Origin of the sequence: Curtobacterium sp. HSID17257 (assembly GCF_003989515.1) — a bacterium.
GTDB lineage: Bacteria > Actinomycetota > Actinomycetes > Actinomycetales > Microbacteriaceae > Curtobacterium.
On sequence record NZ_RBLU01000052.1, the window covers coordinates 1 to 21,489 of the forward strand.

At 73.0% G+C, this 21,489-nt stretch carries 21 protein-coding genes and 1 pseudogene; 6 read left to right on the forward strand and 16 right to left on the reverse strand.

Features of this window, described 5'->3' with window-relative positions; genetic code table 11:
- Nucleotides 1–90: 90 nt before the first annotated feature.
- The 6 genes from D8M35_RS16785 to D8M35_RS09695 all read right to left on the reverse strand — a co-directional run bounded on the left by D8M35_RS16785 (nt 91) and on the right by D8M35_RS09695 (nt 5,400).
- Nucleotides 91–285: a hypothetical protein gene (locus D8M35_RS16785; protein WP_162604347.1), complete on the reverse strand. Its 195-nt coding sequence runs from the start codon at nt 283–285 to the stop codon at nt 91–93.
- Between the two features lie 27 nt (nt 286–312).
- Complete coding sequence (locus D8M35_RS09675) at nt 313–1,494, reverse strand: NAD(P)/FAD-dependent oxidoreductase (protein ID WP_126891671.1); 1,182 nt, start codon at nt 1,492–1,494, stop codon at nt 313–315.
- Between the two features lie 127 nt (nt 1,495–1,621).
- Complete coding sequence (locus D8M35_RS09680; protein WP_126891672.1) at nt 1,622–2,833, reverse strand: acyltransferase; 1,212 nt, start codon at nt 2,831–2,833, stop codon at nt 1,622–1,624.
- 67 nt (nt 2,834–2,900) lie between these two features.
- Nucleotides 2,901–3,104 carry a hypothetical protein gene (locus D8M35_RS16895; protein ID WP_194074871.1) on the reverse strand — a complete coding sequence of 68 codons (204 nt, stop codon included), beginning with the start codon at nt 3,102–3,104 and terminating at the stop codon, nt 2,901–2,903.
- Between the two features lie 313 nt (nt 3,105–3,417).
- On the reverse strand, nt 3,418–4,749 hold the full coding sequence (locus D8M35_RS09690; protein WP_238638178.1) for an NAD(P)/FAD-dependent oxidoreductase: 1,332 nt from the start codon (nt 4,747–4,749) through the stop codon (nt 3,418–3,420).
- A gap of 102 nt (nt 4,750–4,851) precedes the next feature.
- On the reverse strand, nt 4,852–5,400 hold the full coding sequence (locus D8M35_RS09695) for a dihydrofolate reductase family protein (protein ID WP_126891673.1): 549 nt from the start codon (nt 5,398–5,400) through the stop codon (nt 4,852–4,854).
- A 117-nt stretch (nt 5,401–5,517) separates the two neighbouring features.
- Between D8M35_RS09695 and D8M35_RS09700 the strand changes: the two genes are divergently transcribed.
- The gene (locus D8M35_RS09700) at nt 5,518–6,321 is read left to right on the forward strand and encodes an alpha/beta fold hydrolase (RefSeq protein ID WP_126891674.1); all 804 of its coding nucleotides are present in this window, start codon (nt 5,518–5,520) and stop codon (nt 6,319–6,321) included.
- Nucleotides 6,322–6,383: 62 nt separating this feature from the next.
- Nucleotides 6,384–7,061 (forward strand): triacylglycerol lipase, encoded by a 678-nt coding sequence (locus D8M35_RS09705; RefSeq protein WP_238638179.1) that lies wholly within the window; start codon nt 6,384–6,386, stop codon nt 7,059–7,061.
- Between the two features lie 159 nt (nt 7,062–7,220).
- Here D8M35_RS09705 and D8M35_RS09710 read toward each other — a convergent pair whose 3' ends face one another.
- From D8M35_RS09710 to D8M35_RS09730, 5 genes are all read right to left on the reverse strand, one after another.
- On the reverse strand, nt 7,221–7,610 hold the full coding sequence (locus D8M35_RS09710) for a VOC family protein (RefSeq protein ID WP_238638180.1): 390 nt from the start codon (nt 7,608–7,610) through the stop codon (nt 7,221–7,223).
- Nucleotides 7,611–7,688: 78 nt separating this feature from the next.
- Nucleotides 7,689–8,696 carry a LacI family DNA-binding transcriptional regulator gene (locus D8M35_RS09715; RefSeq protein WP_126891675.1) on the reverse strand — a complete coding sequence of 336 codons (1,008 nt, stop codon included), beginning with the start codon at nt 8,694–8,696 and terminating at the stop codon, nt 7,689–7,691.
- A 180-nt stretch (nt 8,697–8,876) separates the two neighbouring features.
- Entirely contained in the window at nt 8,877–10,397 is a 1,521-nt protein-coding gene (locus D8M35_RS09720) for a tripartite tricarboxylate transporter permease (RefSeq protein ID WP_126891676.1), read from the reverse strand.
- A gap of 1 nt (nt 10,398) precedes the next feature.
- A complete protein-coding gene (locus D8M35_RS09725; RefSeq protein WP_126891677.1) occupies nt 10,399–11,007 on the reverse strand; it encodes a tripartite tricarboxylate transporter TctB family protein in 609 nt (202 codons plus the stop codon).
- A complete protein-coding gene (locus D8M35_RS09730; protein ID WP_238638181.1) occupies nt 11,004–11,960 on the reverse strand; it encodes a tripartite tricarboxylate transporter substrate binding protein in 957 nt (318 codons plus the stop codon). The genes D8M35_RS09725 and D8M35_RS09730 overlap by 4 nt, the downstream gene beginning before the upstream one ends.
- Before the next feature lie 228 nt (nt 11,961–12,188).
- Between D8M35_RS09730 and D8M35_RS09735 the strand changes: the two genes are divergently transcribed.
- Together D8M35_RS09735 and D8M35_RS09740 are read left to right on the forward strand one after the other, a co-directional pair.
- The gene (locus D8M35_RS09735; protein ID WP_238638182.1) at nt 12,189–13,466 is read left to right on the forward strand and encodes an ATP-binding protein; all 1,278 of its coding nucleotides are present in this window, start codon (nt 12,189–12,191) and stop codon (nt 13,464–13,466) included.
- On the forward strand, nt 13,463–14,200 hold the full coding sequence (locus D8M35_RS09740) for a response regulator (RefSeq protein ID WP_126891679.1): 738 nt from the start codon (nt 13,463–13,465) through the stop codon (nt 14,198–14,200). The genes D8M35_RS09735 and D8M35_RS09740 overlap by 4 nt, the downstream gene beginning before the upstream one ends.
- 38 nt (nt 14,201–14,238) lie before the next feature.
- Here D8M35_RS09740 and D8M35_RS09745 read toward each other — a convergent pair whose 3' ends face one another.
- The 3 genes from D8M35_RS09745 to D8M35_RS09755 all read right to left on the reverse strand — a co-directional run bounded on the left by D8M35_RS09745 (nt 14,239) and on the right by D8M35_RS09755 (nt 16,315).
- A complete protein-coding gene (locus tag D8M35_RS09745) occupies nt 14,239–14,970 on the reverse strand; it encodes a class I SAM-dependent methyltransferase (protein ID WP_126891680.1) in 732 nt (243 codons plus the stop codon).
- Nucleotides 14,971–15,114: 144 nt separating this feature from the next.
- Nucleotides 15,115–15,588, reverse strand: coding sequence for a nucleoside deaminase (locus tag D8M35_RS09750; RefSeq protein WP_126891681.1), 474 nt, complete (start codon nt 15,586–15,588; stop codon nt 15,115–15,117).
- 76 nt (nt 15,589–15,664) lie between these two features.
- Nucleotides 15,665–16,315 carry a CatA-like O-acetyltransferase gene (locus D8M35_RS09755; RefSeq protein WP_126891682.1) on the reverse strand — a complete coding sequence of 217 codons (651 nt, stop codon included), beginning with the start codon at nt 16,313–16,315 and terminating at the stop codon, nt 15,665–15,667.
- Between the two features lie 141 nt (nt 16,316–16,456).
- Between D8M35_RS09755 and D8M35_RS09760 the strand changes: the two genes are divergently transcribed.
- Nucleotides 16,457–16,645, forward strand: a complete 189-nt coding sequence (locus D8M35_RS09760) for a hypothetical protein (RefSeq protein ID WP_126891683.1) — start codon at nt 16,457–16,459, stop codon at nt 16,643–16,645.
- 35 nt (nt 16,646–16,680) lie between these two features.
- Nucleotides 16,681–17,274 (forward strand): YbaK/EbsC family protein, encoded by a 594-nt coding sequence (locus D8M35_RS09765; protein ID WP_126891684.1) that lies wholly within the window; start codon nt 16,681–16,683, stop codon nt 17,272–17,274.
- Nucleotides 17,275–17,280: 6 nt separating this feature from the next.
- Here D8M35_RS09765 and hrpA read toward each other — a convergent pair whose 3' ends face one another.
- Nucleotides 17,281–21,141, reverse strand: a complete 3,861-nt coding sequence (gene hrpA / locus D8M35_RS09770; protein WP_126891685.1) for an ATP-dependent RNA helicase HrpA — start codon at nt 21,139–21,141, stop codon at nt 17,281–17,283.
- Between the two features lie 36 nt (nt 21,142–21,177).
- Nucleotides 21,178–21,489, reverse strand: a pseudogene (locus D8M35_RS16595) (thioredoxin domain-containing protein); the annotation flags it as partial.

The following is a 21,489-nucleotide window of genomic DNA, read 5'->3' on the forward strand; positions in this document are numbered from 1 at the left end:
CCTTGCTCGCGGTCGTCGAGGGGTCGGGACGCTCGCCGCCCAGGGTCTCGCCCTGGTGCGACTCGTCGGGGGTGTGGTCTGCTGCGTCGGTCATGGCGCCGAACCTACGCGCGACGGCGGACCCGACTCGTCATCGCGTCGTCCCTGGTCCTCGTGGTGGAGCTGGGCCTGGCCGGCGCGCGTCTGGTCGCCTGACAGCACCGGTCCACGGGCGAGCACCAGCACCAGCACCAGCACCAGCACCAGCACCAGCACCAGCACCAGCGCCAGCACCAGCGCCAGCACCAGCGCCCGCAGGAGCGACAGCGCCGCTCAGGCCCACCGCATCGCGTAGACCCCGGCGAGCCCGTCAGCGCTCGGCAGCGTGAGCACGGTGCGGAGCAGCGCCTCCCGCCCCACCGACCCGAGCGCACCGGTCGGACGCCCGAGCGCCATGTTCAGTTCCGCCTGCCGCGCAGCCCGTCGCGCCGCGACCTGCCGCCCGACGGCGTACGCGTTCGCGGACTCCTGCCACGGAGCGGTCGTCCCGGACCGGACCGCCTCGGCCAGCAGCGGCGCGAGCGCAGCGGCGTCGAGCCATCCGAGGTTCATGCCCTGGCCGCCGATCGGGCTGATCTCGTGGGCGGCGTCCCCGACGAGCACCACGCGCCCGACACCCACGCGCGAGGCCTCCCGCCGCCGCACCCGGAAGCCACTCGTCATCGTGCACGTCGCCGGGTCGGGGCGGGCACCGGTGCGCCCGGTGACGATCGCCGCGAGCCGGACGGCAGCGTCCGGGTCCGGCGAGCGATCGCCCGGTGCGGTCTGGCCGTCCGCCACGAGGGCGACGTACCGCCGTCGGCCACCCGGCAGGGGGAACGACTCGACGACCCCCTCCGGCCCGACGTCGACCAACGCCGACGACCGCGCCCGCTCGGGCTCGGGGTCGACGAAGTCGCCCATCACGTACCGGTCGCGGTAGTCGCGCCCCGAGGACGCGATGCCGACCAGGTCGCGCACCGCGCTGCGGGCGCCGTCCGCCCCGACGACGAAGGCCGCCTCGGCGACGACCGGGGCACCGTCGGTCCCGACGCCGTGGGCCACCACGTGGCCGGCGTGGCGGGACAGGTCGGTCACCGTCGTGCCCGTCCGCAGCACCCCGGGTGCGAGCCGGTCGCGCAGCAGGGCCTCGGTGCGGTGCTGGTCGAGGGTGGCGACGTAGGGGTGCGTCGCCGAGGCGCGGTCGAAGGACAGCGACCCGAGCACGCGACCGCGGCTCCGGGCCACGCCCGTGCGGACGAGCACCGCCTCGGCGAGCACCGCGGTGTCCAGGCCGATCGCGGCGAAGGCGTCGAGCGACGGCGGGTGGATCCCGATCGCCCGCGAGCCCGTCGGCTCGGTGTCGCGTCGCTCCCAGACGGCGACGGAGACGCCCAGCCGTTCGAGGAGCGCAGCGGCGAACAGGCCGACGGGCCCGCCGCCGACGACGAGCACGTCGACACGTTCCGTGGTCACGCAGGCGAGCCTACGGACCGGTCACGACGACCCGCCCAGGAGTCGTCGGACGGGAGGTGCGTGGCGGGCGCGCCGCCAGCCTCCCGTCCGGCGGTGGCGCACGTCGACGCCCCGCTCGCCGCCGTCGTCAAGTGGTGACGCGAGCGCGCTCGGCGCGGTCCTCGGCGGCGAGCCGACGGGCTTCGCGGAAGCGTTTCTGCGCCTTCTCGACGGGGACCTCGACCGCGTAGGCGGCGCCGACCGCGACGATGACGGCGACCGCGATCATCAGCACCTGGCCCCACGGACCGACCGCGAAGGGGTCGAGGAGCGCGATGACGAGCGGGTGCCAGAGGTACGCGGCGTACGACACGCGCCGACCGAACCAGGAGACGGGCGACCATGCGAGCGCGGCGGACAGCGGCGACCGCACCGACACGAGACCGCCGATGAGCACGGCGGAGACGACACCGGTGAGCGGCAGCACGACGCTGAACGTCCACGCGTGCTGGGCCCAGTCGTCCCCGATCCAGAGCATGACCCCGGCGAGCAGGACGATGCCGGCCCACGTCGCGACGTGGCCGGCGAGCCCGGCGGCCCACGTGCGGACGCGCTCGTCGTCGAGCAGCAGTGCGAGCAGGCAGCCCGTCGCCAGCGGGACGACCCCGAGGACGGGGGAGAAGTAGACGTCGGGCGTCGCGCCGCTGTTCGGCTTCGCGTAGACGAGACCGGCGACGACCGAGCATGCCACGATCACCGAGCCGAGCCCGGCGAGCAGCCAGCGTCGACGCGACCGGACCACGAAGAGGAGCACCAGGACGGGTGGCCAGACCAGGTAGAACTGCTCCTCCATCGACAGTGACCACGTGTGGGCGAAGACGCCCTGCGTCGTGTCCCAGAAGGAGCGGAACAGGTTGCCCGTGTACGTCAGCGCGATGAACGCCGCTTCGCCGGGGCTGAACGACGCACCCTTGTAGTCGCCCACCCAGTTCCACAGGAGCAGGCCGACGACGACGAGGGCGACGAGCGCCGGGTAGAGCCGGAGCAGGCGCTTCAGCCAGAAGTTCCCGAGTCGGATGCGCCCGGTCTTCCGGTGCTCGCCGAGCAGCAGGGTCGTGATGAGGAACCCCGACAGGGCGAAGAACACGGTGACGCCGACGAAGCCGCCCTCGAACTGCGGCACGTGCAGGTGGTACAGGATCACCATGGCGATGGCGATGGTGCGCAGGCCGTCGAGGGCCGGCGCACGGCGGGTCAGCGGTGGTGGCGGCGTCGGCCGGGCAGCACGGGTCCCGCGACCGACCGGAGTGCTGCGGTCGACCGCGCGGGTGTGCTCGGGGGCGAGGGTGTTCGTCGCCACGGTTCCTCCCTGCGAGGATCGTTCGAACGGATGACGACGAGCTTGCCCTGCCCGGGTAAGAGGACCCTCAAGATCCGGGGTGCACGATCCGGGTCAGTGCGTCCAGTCGCTCGTGCACGATCGCCCCGAAGTCGCGGTCCTCGCCGTCCGTGATCCACTGCGTGAAGGACAGGTGGAACACCGTGACCGCCGTCTCCGCGGCGATCGTGGCCGCCGGTTCGTCGATCCCGTGTGCCCGCAGTGCGTCGCCCAGGTGGACCTTCAGGGTCACGAGCTTCCCGAGTTCCCGACTCCGCGGCGGCGTTCGACCGGCCCGACCCTGCTCGAGGACATCGCCGCGGGGGCGTACGCCCACGTCGCCGCGCGCTGAGGGCGGCCGGCCCCCGCGCATGCCGTGGTGCGGGTGGAACGACAGAACCGCTGTCGTACGACGTCGACGTTGTCGCACGAACCGCGCGGAGCACGAGCAGTGCGGGCGGAACGACAGAACCGCTGTCGTACGACGTCGACGTTGTCGCACCAGTCGCGCAATCCGGAGTTCGGACCCGCCGCGCGCTGAGCGGCGACGGCGTCCGCGACCCGCGCTACTCGGCCTTCTGCATCTGCCAGGGCTCGGGCTCGCGGTCGCCGTTCGGACGCACGGGCCGGACGTCGCCGACGATGGGGATCGAGCGCTTCCGCATGAACCACAGGTAGCGGACGAAGAAGTGCGACAGGGTCGACAGCCGGTTGCCGTTGCCGAGCAGCGAGGCGATGTGCACCGCCACCCACGCCAGCCACGCCACGGGACCGACCATCGTGATGCCACCGCGCAGCTGCGCCACCGCGGCGTTCGTCCCGATGGTCGCCATCGTGCCCTTGTCGAAGTACTTGAAGTGCTCCGTCGGCTTCCCGTCGAGCAGCCGCTTGACCTGGCGGGCGACGTGCTTGCCGCCCTGCAGCGCGGGCTGGGCGAGCTGGGCGAGGGCGTCGTCCTGGGCCGCGATGTCGCCGGCCGAGAAGATCCGCTCGACGCCCTTCACGCTCAGGTCGTCGTTCACCTGGATGCGGCCGCCGTGGGTCTGCGGCATGCCCCAGCCCGAGACCTCCTTGTGCGCCGCGACCCCCGTGGCCCAGATGACCTGCGACGCGGGGATGAACTCGCCCGAGGCGGTGACGACACCGTCCTCCTTGACCTCGGCGACGCCGGTGTCCAGCCGGAGCACGACCCCGCGCTTGCGGAGCACCTTGGCCGCGTACCGGCGGAGGCGCGGGGCGAACGGCTTGAGCAGCTCACCGCTGCGGTGCACGAGCGTGATCGAGATGTTGCCGCGCTCGATCTCCGGGTAGGCGCCGACGAGCGCCTGGTCGCGCAGCTCGGCGAGGGCTCCGGCCATCTCCACGCCGGTCGCGCCGCCGCCGACGATCACCACGCGGATCTCGTCCGGGCCCTGCTGCGCCGCGGCCTGCTCGAGGCGGGTGAACAGCTCGTCGCGGATGCGGAGGGCCTGCGACCGGGAGTACATCGAGTACGCGTACTCGTACGCACCGGGCGTGCCGAAGTAGCTCGTGTTGACGCCGTTCGCCAGGATCAGCCAGTCGTAGTGCAGGTGCTCGCCGTCGGACATCTCGGCGATGCGGTGCTCGGTGTCGATGCCGGTCAGCAGCCCGTGCCGGAAGTCGGCGTTCGACTGCTTCGCCCGGAGGCTCCGCAGGAAGTACGTCACGTCGCCCGCGTTCAGGCCGCCGGTGGCGACCTGGTACATGAGCGGCTGGAACATGTTGTAGACGTGGCGGTCGACGAGCGTCACACGGACGTCGGCGTCGGCGAGCTCCCGCATGGCCGCGATCCCCGCGAAGCCACCCCCGACGATGACGACGTGCGGGCGGGTGTCCTCGGACATGGTGTTCTCCAGGGTGGTGCGGTCGACGGCCACCCAGAAGGGTACGCCGGTCGCGGCACCTGTCCGTCCACCTGCCCGTCCGGCTGCCGATGGAGCGGTCCTGCGGGTCCGGCCTGGAGGCGCACCCTGACCCCGTCAGGCGTCGAAGGGCGCGTAGGTGCTCAGCACGTTCCCCTTGCTGGTCATCACGCTCTGCACCAGGCGCAGACGCGTGGGCGGGTCCGTCGGTTCGAAGAGCTTCCGCCCGGCACCGGCGATCGCCGGGTGCACCATGAGCTGCAGTTCGTCGAGGAGCCCGGCGAACAGCAGGTGGCGCACCAGCGTCACGCTGCCGGTGACCGCGACGTCGCCGCCGTCGCCGGCCTTGAGGTCGCGGACGAAGTCGTCGACGTCACCCTGGATCCGGTGGGCGTTCTGCCACGTCAGGTCGTCGCCGAGGGTGGTCGACGCGACGTGCTTCTCGATCGGGTTGATCCACCGGCCGAAGGGGTCGTCCTCGTGCTGCGGCCACCACTCGGACCACTCCAGGTAGCTCTGCTTGCCGAGCAGGACCGTCTCGGTGCGCTCCATCCACGCCGTCATGGCGGTCCCGAGCTCGGCGTCGAACGAGTCGTACTGGTACTTGTACGGGTCCTGCACCACACCGTCGACCGATGCGAACAGCCCCGAGGTCACCTTGCGCATGCTGCGGAGCATAGGGCCCCGTCGGTGCGACGTCGAGGGCCGGTCCGCCCCGACGGCGTGCTGCGCGCCGGTGCGGAGGCTGACCCCGCGCTGCGGAGGGCCGGGTAGGTTCGCAACGTGCGCGCCAGGGTGGAGTCCTTCGAGATCGGTGGGCTGCCCGTGCGGCTCCGGACGATGGCACCCGCCGGCCGGCTGCGGGACGGCCTCGCCCCGACCGTGGTCCTCGTCCACGGCATCGGGATGTCACACCGGTCCTTCGCACGGACGCAGCGGATCCTCGCACGGACCAACCGCACCGTCGCGGTCGACCTGCCGGGATTCGGCGGGGTCCCGCCGGTCGGCCGGGCGGTGCAGGTCGAGGAACTCGGTGCCCTCGTGGTCGAGGCCGTCCGTTCCCGTGGTGCCGGCGACCTCGTGCTCGTCGGGCAGTCGATGGGTACCCAGGTCGTGGTCGCGGCCGCGCGCCGCCACCCGCAGGCCGTCGCGTCGCTCGTCCTGATCGGCCCCGTCGTCGATCCGGCGCGCCGCACGCTCCTGCAGCAGGCGCTCGACCTCGGGCGGGACACGGTCGTCGAGGACCCGCGCATGAACGGGGTCGTCCTGACCGACTACCTCCGGAGCATGCGGCAGTACGTCCGCGAGCTCCGACCGATGCTCCGGTACCGGCTCGAGGAGGTCGTGCCGACCCTGACGCAGCCGGTGCTGGTCGTCCGCGGTGACCGGGACCCCATCGGCCGCCGCGACTGGGCGGCTGCGCTCGCCGCCTCGGCGCAGCGCGGCGCCTTCGTCGAGCTGCCCGGCGGACACCACGTGCAGGACCGCCAGCCGGCTGCGTTCGCCCGCCTGGTCGACGAGTTCCGACGTGTGCAGACGACGGAGGACGTGATGACCGGGGACGCGACGACGGGCGACGCACGGTGACCGAGCCGATAGTCCCGGGGACCGGAGCGGTCCCCGGGACGGGCCCCGAACCTCCCGTCCGGGTGCCGCTGCTCCGGCGCGCCTGGTGGGCCGTGCTCGACTGGTGGTACGCGGCCCGCTGGCAACTCCGGAGCGTCGGTCCGACGACCGCCGAGGACTACCGGACCGGTGACGGCCAACCCGTCGTCGTCGTGCCCGGCGTCTACGAGACCTGGCACTTCATGCGGCCGCTGATGGACGCGCTGCACGACGCCGGGCACCCGGTGCACGTGCTGCCCGTCCTGCGGCACAACCTGCGGCCCGTGCCGGAGTCGGCGCGCGAGGTCCTGGCGTACCTCGACGAACGCGACCTGCGCGACGTGCTGATCGTGGCGCACAGCAAGGGCGGTCTCATCGGCAAGTACGCGATGACGCTGCCCGAGGGGGAGCGGATCGACCGGATGGTCGCGGTCTCCACGCCGTTCGGCGGGTCGGTCTACGCCCGGTTGGCCCCCGTGCCGCACCTTCGGGCCTTCCGAGCGGCGGACCCCGTGCTCGCCGCGCTCGGGCGTGACCTGGCGGTGAACGCGCGGATCACCTCGGTCTACGGGGTGTTCGACACGCTCATCCCGGGAGGCAGCGAACTCGCCGGGGCCACGAACGTGCGGGTGCCCGTCGGCGGGCACTTCCGGATCCTCGGCGCGCAGCAGACCCGCGAGGTCGTGCTCGACGCGGCGGCGGGCCCGGGCACACCGGGCTGAGCCGAGGTCGGGCCGCGCGCTCGTGTGCGGTCCGCGTGCGCTCGTGTGCGCTCGTGTGCGCTCGCACAACCGGAAGCACGTCGAACCACGCGATCACGTGGCGCGAGCTGCTTCCCGTTGTGCAGAGGCACCTCGCACCGTCGCGCCGCGCCGCAGCGCTCAGGCGCCGGGCAGGAACAGGCAGAACGGGTGCCCGTCGGGATCGAGGAGCACCCGCACGTCGTCCTGCGGTTGGAACGCCGCCTCGGTCGCACCGAGCTCGAGCGCACGAGCGGTCGCGGCGCCGAGGTCCTCCACCTGCAGGTCGAGGTGCAGCTGCATGCCCTGCGTGCCCGGGATCGGGGGCCAGGTCGGAGCCTCGTACGCGTCGTCGTACTGCACCGAGAGCCCGACCCCGTCGTCGGCAGGGCGGACCCTGAGCCAGGTCGGGCCGTCCTCGTGCACGGTCCACCCGGTCAGCGCACCCCAGAACCGCGCGAGGCGCACGGGATCGGGGGACTGCAGGACGGTCGCGGTCAGCACGGGCATCGCGGGGTCGTCGGCGCTCATGCGACGCACGCTACCCGGGCCTCACGACAGGACGGTCCAGCACCGCGGCGGCCCGGCGCCCGCCCGGCGGCTGGCGGCTCAGCGGTCGGCGACGCTCGCGCGCTCGACGATCCGGTGCGGCACGACGACGGTCTCCGGCGGCAGAGTTGGGTCGGCGATCCGCCGGCTGAGCAGGTCGAGAGCCGCCGTCGCGAAGACCCGCCGGTCGAACGACACCGTCGTCAGCGCCGGGATCGCGAAGGCGGCCGCGTCCACGTCGTCGAACCCCACGACGCTGACCTGCTCCGGGACGCGGACACCCCGTGCGGCCAGGACGTGCAGCACGCCGAACGCGATCGAGTCCGTGTAGGCGAACACCGCGTCCGGCAGCGGGTTCACGTCGAGCCACGCGGCGAACGTCGTCGCCGCCGCACTCGTCGTCCACGCCGCCAGCGGCACGCGCAGGGACGGGTCGACATCGAGGCCGACCGCACCGAGCGCGTCCGCGTGACCCCGGTCGCGCAGCTCGCTCGTGGCGGTGGCGTCCGTCGGACGCGCTGCGCCGACGAGGGCGATCCGACGGTGCCCGCGGTCGAGCAGGTGCCGCGTGACCTCCCGCGCGGCGAGCCGGCTGTCCACGTGCACCTGGTCGACGTGCTCGGGCTCGACCTCGCCGATGACGACGGTCGGCGGGAGCCCCTCGGTCTCGGCCAGGACGCTGGCGCTGAGCGACACCGGGTTGAGGACGAGGCCGTCCACGAGGTGCGCCCGAGCCCGGGAGACGAGTTCGCGCTCGCGGCCCGGGTCGTGTCCGGTCTGGTCGAGCTGCACCGTCCAGCCGCGCTCGCGGGCGAGCTCGACGAACCACTGCGCCAGCTCCGCCGAGTACGCGCTGCCGAGCTCGGGCAGCGTCAGGGCGATCGCACCGGAACGGCCGTTCCGCAGTCCGCGGGCGGACAGGTTCGGCACGTAGCCGAGCTCGACGACCGCGCGCTCGACGCGCTCCCGGGTCTGGGGCCGCACGGGCACGCCGCCGTTCACCACGTTGGAGACGGTCTTCGGGGAGACCCCGGCGAGGGCCGCCACGTCCCGCACGGTCGCGCGCATCGGGACGAGCGTAGCGCGCGCCGCCCGGCGGACGGGAGGCACGGTGCCGGACGGTCCCGCGCCTCCCGTCCGGCGCGGTGACGGACGGGAGGCACGGTGCGCGGCCGCCACGCGCCTCCCGTCCGACACGGTGTGGTCCGACCGCCACCGCGTCCGGTTGCCGGCGCCGTCGGGGCGCGGCTACGCGTCGACCAGCTCGCGACGCGCCGCCCGGCGCGCCCGGACGCGGCTGGTCACGGTGGCCGCGATCACGACCGCCAGCACGGCGTACAGCACGATCGGGATCGGCCCGGCCACCAGGACCGAGAAGTCCCCGTCGGCGCTCAGCGCGGCGTCCCGCAGGCTCGTCTCGGCGAGCGGACCGAGCACCATGCCGATGATGAGCGGCGCGAGCGGGATGTCGAGCGCCCGCATGAGGAACCCGACGAGGCCGATGCCGAGCAGCATGAGCAGGTCGAACACCGAACCGCTCGTCGCGTAGATCCCGAGGCCGCAGAAGACCGCGATGCCCGAGTACAGGTACGCCCGCGGGATGCGCAGCAGCTTCGCCCACAGCATGGCGAACGGCAGGTTGATGACGAGCAGCACCACCATCGCGATGAAGAACGACGCCAGCAGCGCCCAGACCAGGTCGGGGGAGCGGTCGAACAGCAGCGGGCCCGGCTGCAGGCCGTACTGGCGGAACGCGGCGAGCATGATCGCGGCCGTCGCCGACACCGGCAGGCCGAGGGACAGCAGCGCGCCCATCGCCATGCCGGTCGTCGAGTTGCCCGCGGCCTCGGGCGCCGCCAGACCGCGGATCGCACCCTTGCCGAACTGCGGGTCCTTCCGACGGGCGTCCAGGCGCTTCTCGAGCCCGAACGCCAGGAAGGTCGGGATCTCGGACCCGCCGGCGGGCACGACGCCGAAGGGCAGGCCGATGGCGGTGCCGCGCAGCCACGCCGGTGCGGCCTCCCGGAGTTCCCGCTTCGACAGCCACGGGCGGCCGGTCGCCTGCACCATCCGGCCGTCCTTCAGGTGCCGTGCCAGGCAGGCGACGTAGATGACCTCGCCGAGCGCCAGGACCGCGACCGTCACCGTGACGAGCGAGATGCCGTCGAACAGCTCCGGGACACCCATGGTGAAGCGCGGTGCACCCGAGATGCCGTCGACGCCGATCACCGCGATGCCGAGCCCGAGGCAGAGCGACCCGAGGCCCTTCAGCGCGTCGTCGGTGACGACCGACGACGTCGTGACGAAGGCGAACAGTGCGAGGGCGAAGAACTCCGCCGGTCCGAAGCTCGACGAGAACGACGCGAGTGCCGGTGCGAGGAACACGACCAGGACCGACGCGATCATGCCGCCGACGAACGCGCCGATCGCGGCCGTCGCGAGTGCCTGTGCGGCTCGTCCGTTCAGCGCCATCTTGTGGCCCTCGAACGTCGAGGCGATCGCCGAGGCCTGGCCCGGCGTGTTCATCAGGATGCCCATCGTCGAGTCGCCGAAGAGTCCGCCGAAGTAGACGCCGGCGAACATGATGAACGCCGCTGTCGGGTCGAGCGAGAACGTCACGGGCAGCAGCAGCGCCACCGCCATCGACGAGCCGAGGCCGGGGAGGACGCCGACGGCGGTGCCGAGCAGGCAGCCGACGACGACCCAGAGCAGGTTGGCGGGGGTCAGGGCACCGGCGAAGCCGTCGCCGAGGAGACCGAGCACGTCCACGTCAGAACTCCCATCCGACGATGCCCGAGGGCAGCGACAGGTCGAGCAGCATGTCGAAGGCGATGTAGCTGATCGCGCTCACCGTCAGCCCGACGACGAGCGGACGCAGCCACCCCGGGGCGCCGAGCCCCTTCGCGACGCCGAGGAACAGCAGCCCGGCGCCGACGATCCACCCGAGCACGCCGAGCAGCAGCGCGAAGGCGGCGAAGGACAGGACCACCCAGGCCAGGGAGCGCCAGTCGACGCGGACCGAGCGTGCGGTCTCCGTACTGGTTCCGTCCGTGGTGTCGGTGGCGGGCTCCAGCGGGGCGTCGTCCGTCCCGGCGCGACGCCCCCGTGCAGCCCGGACGGACCGCACGACCAGCAGCGCGGCGAGCAGCAGGAGTGCCGCGGCGACGAGCCCGGGGAACACCGCCGGCCCGGGGAACGCGGTGCCGGCGGGGACCTCCATGGTGACGATGCCGACGACGAGGTAGACCGCGAAGGCGGTGAAGAGCGCCGGGGTGGTCAGCTCCTTCGCCACCGCGGCGACACGGCCCGGGTCGGCCCGGAACGTGAGCCGCTGCCCGACGACCGCGGACGACGACGTGGGGTTGCTCGGACGGCTCATCGGCCCAGCTCCTCGTACAGCGCGGTGATGCGTTCGCGTTCCTCGTCGATGAACGCGTCGAGGTCGTCGCCGGTGATGATCCGCTCGGTCCAGTGGTACCGCTCCATCGCGTCCGCCCACTCCGGGGTGTCGAGGGTGTCGAGCACGATGTCGGTGAGCTGCGCCCGCTGCTCGTCGTCGAGGCCGCCCGGCGCGGCGATCTCGCGCCAGTTCGTCAGCGTGACGTCGTGCCCCTGCTCGACCGCCGTGGGGATGTCGATGCCCTCGACCGGCTCCGCCGCGACGAGCGCGAGGGCACGCAGCCGACCGGACTCGATCTGGTCGATGTTGTCCGGGTACCCGCCCGAGGCCGCAGCGGCCGTGCCGTTGAGGAGCGCCTGGATCGCCTCGCCACCGCCGTCCGACGGGATGTAGTTCGTGTCCTTCGGGTCGATCCCGGCCGACACGGCGAGGTCGGTGACGACGAGCTGGTCGAACGAACCGCCGCCTGTCCACGGCACCGAGCCGGGACGCTCGCGCCATGCCGACACCAGGTCGTCGAGCGTCTCGTACGGCGAGTCAGCGGGGACGACGATCACGTCGTACTCCTCGACCGTGACCGCGAGCGGCGTGATGTCGTCGTGGGTGACGGCGGACCCGAACTGGATCTCGGCCGCGAGCAGCCCGGTCCCGCCGACGAGCAGCGTGTCGGTCTGCCCCGCGAGCCGCGCGACGTTGCCGAGGGCGATGGTGCCGCCCGCGCCCGGCATGTTGACGACCTGGACGGAGTTGACGATGCCGTTCGCGCGCTGGGCCTGCTGCATCGACCGCGCGACGCCGTCCCAGCCGCCACCGGCAGCCGCGGGTGCGACGAGGGTGACGGACCGGGTCGGGTCGCCGCCTGCCGCTGCCGACGTGACGGACCCGAAGGCGGCGACCGCGATGGACACCGCGGCGACGGTCGCACCGACCACGCGGGCGACGGGACGCCGGGCACGCGGCCCGTCCGCTGTCCCGGTCGTCGACTGCTCGGGCGCTGACCGCTCTGGCACTGACTGCTCTGTCATGGATGGCTCCCTCCTGCGCACGTCGTCGTGCCGCAGGTCGAGAAGTACGATGGCAGCCGCCGACCGGACGAGCTGCCGGCGGCGGAGATGTGCTCATTGACGCTCACGGCGTCGCGGCCGGAGGAGGACGCCACGGTGACCAGGGCACGTCTCGGGCGGCTGCGGCGGATCGCGGTCCTCGCGCTCCCGAGCGTCATCGTGCTCACGGCGACGGGTGTCACGACCGGGGTCGCGGCCGTGGTGCAGGAGCGCGCCATCCGCACGTCCGTGGTCGACCAGGTGTCCGGTGTCGCCTCGAGCCTGGCCGACCTGCCCGAGGTGCGTGACGCGGTGTCGTCCGCCGTCGACCGTGGAGCACCAGGGGCGCTCGCCGACGCCGACGACCTCGCATCGGCCACCGCGGCGCTGCAGCCCATCGCGACGCTCGTCGAGGGCGCCTCCGGTGTCTCCTACGTCGTGGTCACCGACGACGAGGGCGTCCGCATCACCCACCCCGACCCCGTGGAACGCGGCGAGCCCGTGGAGACGACGATCGCACCCGTGCTCCGTGGTGAGCGGTTCGTCGGGACCGAGACCGGCCCCTCCGGTACGACGCTCCGCGCCAAGGTGCCGATCCGCGACGAGGAGGGCGAGGTCGTCGGCGTCGTCGCGGTCGGCGTGCTCGAGTCGACCATCGCGGCCGACCGGGAGCGGGCCCTCGGCACCCTGCTGCCGTGGAGCACCGGCGCCCTCGTCGCCGCGACGCTCGCGAGCGTGCTCCTGTCGCTCCTGATCGCGCGCCGGTTGCGCCGGGCCGACGCGGTGGACGCCGAGAGCCGGCAGGTCCGGAGGACGACGGAGGCGCTCCGCGAGCAGGCCCACGAGTTCGGCACCCGTCTGCACGTCGTGCGCGGGCTCGTCGAGCAGGGGGACGCAGAGGACGCGATGGCCTACATCGACGCCGTCGCGCCCGGACTGACGAGCGGCGGTGGAGTCGGCTCGCCGCGGCGGGGTGCGGTGGCGACGGCATCCGTCGCGGCGGTGCGGTCCGAGCTCGCCGTGGCCGGTGCCACGCTCGACCTGCGCGTCGCCGACGACGTCGTGCTCGACGACGCGGTGCTGCTCGTCGTCGCCAACCTGTGCCGCAACGCCGCCGAGGCCGGCGCCGTCACCGTGGCCTGCACGGTCGGCACCCGGAACGGGCGCGTCACGGTCACGGTCGAGGACGACGGGCCCGGCATCGACGCGGCCGACGCGCACCGCGTGCTGACCCGCGGGTGGTCGTCGAAGCCCGACGAGACCGGTCTCGGGCGCGGCATCGGCCTGGCACTCGTCCGGCGGACGGCCACCGACCGCGGTGGGTCGGTGCTCGTCGGACGCTCGGCAGCGCTCGGCGGCGCCCGGCTCGACGTCGAGATGGCGGCGGAGTCGTGACCGCGTCCGGGCCCGCACCCCTGCGGGTGCTCGTGGTCGACGACGACGCGGGCGCCCGCGCACTCCACACCCGGTGGGTCGCCGCGACCGAGGGGTTCGCGGTCGTCGGGGCGGTCGCGTCCGGCGGGGCCGCGCTGGCCTCGGTCGAACGCGGGGTCGACCTCGTGCTCCTCGACATGCGCCTGCCCGACATCAGCGGCATCGAGGTCCTGCACCGCATGCACGTCGCCGGCGTCGACCGCACCGACGTGCTCGTCGTCAGCTCGTCGCGCGACCAGGTCACCGTGCGGCAGGCGCTCGCCGCGCACCCGGTCGGGTACCTGCTCAAGCCGTTCGACCGCGAGGCGCTGCAGGACCGGCTGCGCGCCTACGCCGCCGAGCGCCGGTCCCGAGAGGACGCGCACCGCGACGTCCCGATGGGGCAGGGCGACGTCGACCGGCTGCTCGCCACGGGCTCGGTGCGCGTGGGCGGCCCGCCCGGCGCCTCGGTCGGCGCACCCGAGGGCGTTCTGCCGAAGGGCGTCAGCGCCACCACGCTCGGCCGCGTCGTCGCGGCCCTCGACCCGGTCGTCGCCCGCTCGGCCGACGAGGTCGCCGCAGCCACCGGCACCTCACGCGCCACCGCTCGGCGCTACCTCGACCACCTCGTCGCGACGGGTGCCATCGACCTCGCGCACCGGTACGGCCGTCGAGGCCGCCCGCAGGTGCTCTACCGGCTCGCGCCGGCTCCCTGACGTCGGCCTGCTGAGGCCGGCTCCTCCGGACCAGGCCGTCAGGGCCGGACGTACCGGTGCACGTGCGCGACGTACTCGACGGGGATCGTCGCGCGCCCGGCCGTCTCGGGGTCCGCGTCGATCACCCGCCGGACGGCGTCGAGCACCGCCCGTCGCTCGTCCTCGGGCATGACGATGAGATGGCTCCGCGAGGCGATCATGTCGAGGAACGCGCCGCGGTCCTGTTCGTGGGTCCAACGCACCGTGTCGTGCACGCCGGCGCCGAAGGGCGGTCCGACGAGCGCCTGCTCCTGCTGCACGATGCGGGCCTCGGGCTGGAGCACGATCGCGCCGACGCGCGCGGCCCACGGTCGGGTCAGCTCGCGGACGTTCCAGACGAGTCCGAGCGTCCCGCCCGGGCGCAGGACCCGCGCGACCTCGGCGGCGCCGGCGTCGCGGTCCACCCAGTGCCAGGACTGCGCGAACGTCACGACGTCCGCGGCACCGTCCGGCAGTGGAATCGCCTCGCCCGTGCCGTCGAGCGCGTCCACCATCGGCAGCAGGTCGGCCAACCGGGATCGCATGGTCGGGTCCGGTTCCACCGCCACGACCCGGTCCGCCCGGCCGAGCATGGTCCTGGTGAACTTCCCGGTCCCCGCACCGACGTCCACCACGAGCGGCGCCCGGTCCGGCACCAGGGTCGCCGCCACGGCGTCCGGGTACCCCGGTCGGCCGCGTTCGTAGGCGTCGACGGCGGATCCGAACGAGCGGGCGGGAAGGTCGTCGGTCACGGCCCCAGCCTGGTCGGTCGCGGCACCGGTGTCGATGCGGAACGTTTCAGGTCCGGCTCACGGCGGTGATCAGCACCACCACCGGACGGGAGGATCGTGGTCAGGCCCGCCACGGTCCTCCCGTCCGGTGGTCGCCCGCGGATCTCAGGACGGGTGGCGGGCGCTCCACTCGCGGAACGGGGCCGTCGGGTCCTCGACCCGGCCCTGCTCGGACGGCAGGGCGCGCTCCTCGACCGGCTTCGCGTACTCGTCGTAGAAGGTGGCGAGCGTCATCAGGCGGTTGCCGTCCTCGTAGTGCTCGCCCTCCTGCTCCCGCGTCGCGGCGAACACCACGCGGTCGGGCTGGGCGTAGTACAGCGCGCCGAGGCACATCGGGCACGGGTACGCGGTGACGAACACCTCGTACCCGGTCAGGTCGGTGATGCCCTGCTCGGCGGCGGCCCGGATCGCACGGATCTCGGCGTGCGTGGTCGGGTCGCCGGTCTGGGCGACGTGGTTGACGGCCTCGACCACGACCTCGCCGTCGCGGACGACCAGGCAGGCGAAGGGCTTGCCGCCGTCGTGGACGTTGTCGAGGGCGCGGGAGACCGCGAGGGCGGTGAGTTCGTCGTCGTGCATGCCGGCCACGGTGCTCCCGGTCGGTGCCCACCGGATGTGTGTCCGGGGGACGGAACCGATCGGGCGGCGGTGGTGGTCAGCCGAGCCAGGACGGATCGGCGAACAGTCCCTCGACCTCGGTGACGAAGCGCGACGCGTGGAAGCCGTCCACCGCCGCGTGGTTGATCCGCAGCGCCATCGGCATGACCGTCCGCCCGTCCACCTGCCGGTACCTGCCGAGCGTGATCACGGGTGCCAGGTGGTCCTCGGCACCGGTGAGGTGCAGTGCGAAGCCGGTGAACGACGTGCGCGGGAGCGTCGAGACGTCGAGGAGGTCGGTGCGTCCGGTGCCCTGCGGGAACATGCGGTGGTCGTCGCGGTACCGCTCGGTCGTGGCGACCACGGCGTCGTGGAAGGCCCGTGCGTCCGGGTCGTACTCGACGACGAGCACCGAGAAGGTCTCGGTGTCGGGGTGGAAGACCGTGAAGGTCGGGTGCACCACGTCCCACACCGCGGGCTGGCCGTCCTCGGTGAGCTGCATCCGGAACTCGTCGTGCCGGTTCACGACCGTCGCGAGCACCCAGATCTGTGACGGGTACGTCTTCGCCCCGGCGGCCCGAGCAGCGTCGACGAAGGAGGTGACGTCGACGTCGACGGTCATCTCCCACGCACAGGGCTCGCGCCGGTAGTGCGCGAAGTGCTCGGCGCGGGGCCACTGGTCGAGGTCGATCGGTCGCAGTCGGTCCACCCGGTCAGTCTCGTCCCCCGGACTCCCGACGCGCGTGCACGGGACGGCGGTTCACTGGCGCATGCCCTCGACGCCGGACCGCCGCTGAGGACCGCCTCGCGCGGGTACGACGCCGACCACCCGCGGATCGACCTGCTCCGGATGCAGCACTACGCGGCGCTCGTGCACCTGCCGCTGGAGAGCTCGCTCGACGACGTCACCGCGGCGTGCGACCGCGTGCAGCCGCTGGTCCGGTGGACCGTGAAGTGGGCGCGTGCGGACGACCCCGAGGCCTCGGACGACCCGGCGCCGCCCGTGCCGGGAGCGCGGTCGATCCACGAGCGCGCCTGACCGCCCGTCCGCCGGCTCCTCCCTAGGCTCGGGGCATGCCGACGCTCGACCGTTCCCCTGCCCTCGTCGCCACCGGGTTCCTCGCCATCCCCGTCGCCCAGGCGCTCGTCGCACTGCCGAGTGACCTGCTGTCGACGATCCAGGCGGCGCCCATCGACCCGGCCCTCGCCGACACCGCGGCGTTCTCCGAGGCGTACGGGTACCCGCTGGAGGGCGGTGCGAACTGCATCGTCGTCGTGGGGAAGCGCGGCGACGAGGTCCGGTACGCGGCGTGCGTGGTGCTCGCGTCGACGAAGCTCGACGTGAACCGGGTCGTCAAGAAGCTGCTCGACGTCCGCAAGGCCAGCTTCGCGCCGATGGACCAGGCGGTCGAGCTGACCGGGATGGAGTACGGCGGGATCACCCCGATCGGGCTGCCCGCGGACTGGCCGGTGTACGTCGACGCCCGGGTGCTCGAGGCTCCCGAGGTCGTCGTCGGCGCAGGGCTCCGCGGGGCGAAGGTGTTCCTGCCCGGACGCACCCTGGCAGCGCTGCCGAACGTCACCGTCGTCGAGGGGCTGGCGGTTGAGGGCCCCTCCGTCGAGGAGGATCCGGCCACCGGAGCCACCGGAGCCGCCGACCTCGGCTGAGCCGCGTCAGCGAGCGGCGGTCAGGGTCTTCGTGATCCGCTGCAACGACACCGTCTCGGCGGTCCCGAGCTCCTGGGCGAACAGGCTCAGACGGAACTCCTCGAGCATCCACCTGGCGTGCACGAGCTCGGGGTGCGCCCCGACCGACGGCGGGAAGGTCCCACCGGCGTCCGTGTAGCGGTCGGTCGCAACGGCGACCTCGCGCATCCACGTCGCATCGCGCCCCGGGTTCTGCAACAGCTTCTGCACGCGGGCGTCGACCCCCTGCAGGTACACCCGGATGCGGCGCAGTCGGTCGAGCCCGGCGACGGCGACGAAACCCGGGAAGACCAGGCGCTCCACCTGCTGTCGCATGTCGGTGAGCGCGGGCAGCAGCGCCATCGAGTTCGCCTGCTTCATCGCCTTGTCGGCAGCCCGCTGCGCCGTGAGTACGGCGGCGACCTCGGACACGGCGGTGAACATCGTGTCGACGACGGTGGCGGAGACCGCATCGCGGACCGCCTCGAAGTCGGCCTTCGTGAAGACCAGCCCGTCGGGGTGCGCGCGTCGGATCCCGGCGTCCACGACGGCGGCCAGCACGTCGTCGAACAGCGCTGCGGTCGACGGGTACGGGCTGGCGGCCAACGCGAGCTTCTCCTGCGCGGTGAGGTGCGACTGCACGTACGACACCGGCGAGGGCACGGCGTGCATGACGAGCCGACGGACGCCGGCCGGCATGCTCACCGCGCGGTCGCCGGGGGTCGCCAGGAGCCGGACGCCGACGGTGGCCTTCGGGCCCTCGCCCTCCTCGACCAGGGACGGGTACGCCCGGATCACGCCCCCGGCCTGCTTCGTGTCGAGGACCTGCGGCAGGTCGTCGGACGGCCAGGTGGTGAGGCCGGACCGTTCCACCTGCGTGCCGGAGGACGCCCCGGCGACGCGCGCCGCGCCTCCCGGCCGTGCCGCCGCCTTCGCCGTGGCGGAGGCGACGCTCTGCTGGGTCCGGTCCTTCAGCTTCGTCTGCAGGGCCGCGAGGTCCTTGCCGGACTCGACCCGACGGCCGCGCTCGTCGACCACCGCCCAGGTGGGCAGCAGGTGCGCGGGCACCCGGGAGAGGTCGAAGTCGGTCTCGGTCACGGGCACGTACGTCATCCGCTGGATCGCTGCGGCGAGGGTCGCACGGAACGACTCGGTCGGCTCGGTCGGAGCGTCGTCGGGCAGTTCGGCGACGATCTTCTCGGCCCAGTCCGCGGCCGGGACGACGTTCTTCCGGATCTGCTTCGGCAGTGACTTGATGAGGGCGGTGACGAGCTCCTTCCGCAGACCGCGGACCTGCCAGTCGAAGCCCTCCTCACGCATGCGGGGGAGCAGCGCGAGCGGCACCTGCACGCTGACGCCGTCGTCCTGCGCACCCGGTTCGAAGCGGTACTTGATCGCCAGGCGCTGGTCGCCGGAGCGCCACTGCGTCGGGTACTCCTGCTCGTCCTGGGCTGCCTCGGCGGCGTCCTCGTCGAGCAGGTCCTGCCGGCGCATCGTGAGCAGGTCCGGCTGCTCGCGACGGGTGGTCCGCCACCACCCCTCGAAGTCGCGCGTGGTGGCGACGTCCGCGGGGATCCGGGCGTCGTAGAACTCGTACACACGCTCGTCGTCGAACAGGATGTCGCGACGGCGGGTGCGCTCCTCGAGCTGCTCGAGCTCGCGGCGGAGCTTCCGGTTCGCCCGGTCGAAGGCCTGCTGCGCGTCCCACTCGCCCTCGACCAGGGCGTGCCGGATGAACAGCTCGCGCGAGTGCTCGGGGTCGACGCGCCCGTACTGCACGCGGCGGCGCTGCACGATCGGGACACCGAACAGCGTCACGCGCTCGTACGCCACGACCGCGCCCTGCTTCTTCTCCCAGTGCGGCTCGCCGTAGGTGCGCTTGAGCAGGTCACCGGCGAGCGGCTCGACCCACGCCGGGTCGATCCGGCCGACGGTGCGGGCGAAGAGCCGGCTCGTCTCCACGAGTTCGGCGGCCATCACCGCGTCGGGCTGCTTCTTCGCCAGGACGCTGCCCGGGAACACCACGAACCGGACGTTGCGCGCACCGAGGTAGTCGCGCTTCTCCTTGTCGCGCAGACCGATCTGGCTCAGGAGCCCGGCGAGCAGGGACCGGTGCACGGCGTCGCCGTCCTCGGAGCGCGACTGCCCGACGCGGACGTCGACCTGCTTCGCGGCGCGGGACAGCTGCCGGTACAGGTCCTGCCACTCGCGGATGCGCAGGTAGTTCAGGAACTCGGCCTTGCACAGGCGGCGGAACGCACTCGACGACAGCTCCTCCTGCTTGTCCTCGATGTGGTTCCAGAGGTTGAGCAGGGTGAGGAAGTCGCTCGTCGGATCGGCGAACCGGGCGTGCAGCTGGTCGGCATGAGCACGCTTCTCGAGCGGTCGTTCGCGCGGGTCCTGGATGCTCAGGGCGCTGACGATCGCGATGACCTCGCGCCCGACGCCCTGACGGCCGGCCTCGAGCACCATCCGGCCGAGCCTCGGGTCGATCGGCAGCCGTGTGAGCTGTCGACCCGGCTTCGTGATCCGGCCGTCGGCGTCGACCGCGCGGAGCTCCCGCAGCAGGTCGAGGCCGTCCTTCACGCCCCGGGAGTCCGGCGGCTGCAGGAACGGGAACCGTTCGATGTCGCCGAAGCCGAGGGAGATCATCTGCAGGATGACCGCGGCGAGGTTCGTGCGGAGGATCTCGGGATCGGTGAACTCCGGGCGGCGCGCGAAGTCGTCCTCCGAGTAGAGGCGGACCGCGATGCCCGCGCTCGTGCGACCCGCACGCCCGGATCGCTGGTTCGCGCTCGCCTGGCTGATCGCCTCGATCGGCAGCCGCTGCACCTTCGCCCGCGGGGAGTACCGCGAGATGCGGGCGGTGCCGGTGTCGACCACGTACTTGATGCCCGGAACGGTCAGGGAGGTCTCCGCCACGTTGGTGGCGAGGACGACGCGCCGTCTGATGCCCGGGGTGGTCCGACGCTCGAACACGCGGTGCTGGTCGGCGGCGGACAGTCGGCCGTAGAGCGGCAGGACCTCGGTGCCCGGGTAGCGCTTGCCTTCGATCGCCTCCTGCGCGTCGCGGATCTCGTTCTCGCCGGACAGGAACACGAGCACATCGCCCGGGTCCTCGCGCGCCAGCTCGTCGAGTGCGTCGGTGATGCCCTGGAGCACGTCGCGGTCGTCTGCGCTCCCACCGCCGCGGCTGCCGCTGTCGTCGGTCCGCGGGTCGGTGTCGTCGCCGTCGTCCGCATCGGCGGCGTCGTCGGCGACGAGCGGGCGGTAGCGGATCTCGACCGGGTAGGTGCGGCCGGACACCTCGATGATCGGGGCGCCGCCGAAGTGCTGCGAGAACGACTCCGGGTCGATCGTCGCACTCGTGATGATCACCTTGAGGTCGGGTCGCCGGGGCAGCAGCCGCTTGAGGTACCCGAGCAGGAAGTCGATCGTCAGGGAGCGTTCGTGCGCCTCGTCGATGATGATCGTGTCGTAGCGCTTCAGGTCACGGTCGAAGTGGATCTCGTTGAGCAGGATCCCGTCGGTCATGAGCTTGATCCGGGTGTTGCTCGACACCTTGTCGGTGAAGCGCACCTGGTAGCCGACGAGGTCACCGAGTTCGCCGCCGAGCTCCTCGGACACGCGCTCGGCGATCGTGCGGGCGGCGATCCGACGGGGCTGGGTGTGCCCGATGGACTCGCGGCCGAGTTCGAGGCAGATCTTCGGCAGCTGCGTCGTCTTGCCCGAACCGGTGGCGCCGGCGACGATGACGACCTGGTGGTCACGGATCGCGGCGGCGATGTCGTCCCGCCGCTGCGACACCGGCAGTTCGGGCGGGTACGTGATGACGGGCGTGGCAGACATGAGCATTCCAGGATAGCGGTCCGGCGGGGGCAGCCGTCAGCGCAGCTGTTCGGCGAGAGCGGCGTCGCTCCGGGCCGGCAGCGCGCAGACGTGGTCGTGGCAGACGTACGCGACCGGCGCCGAGCCGTCCCGCCCCGCGAACAGGGAGAACCCGGCACCGGCCCACGCCAGCGCCTGCTCCGGGGTCACCGTCGCCACGACGGTCCCCGGTCGGCGGGCAGCGAGGGCGGTCCGTCGCATCGGGTCGTCGGCCTCGGACACGACGACGACCTCTCGCGACGGGCGCTGCAGTGCGAGCGCGACCCCGAGGGCGTCCGCGTGGCCGAGCGGCCGCTCCGTCCCGGTCTG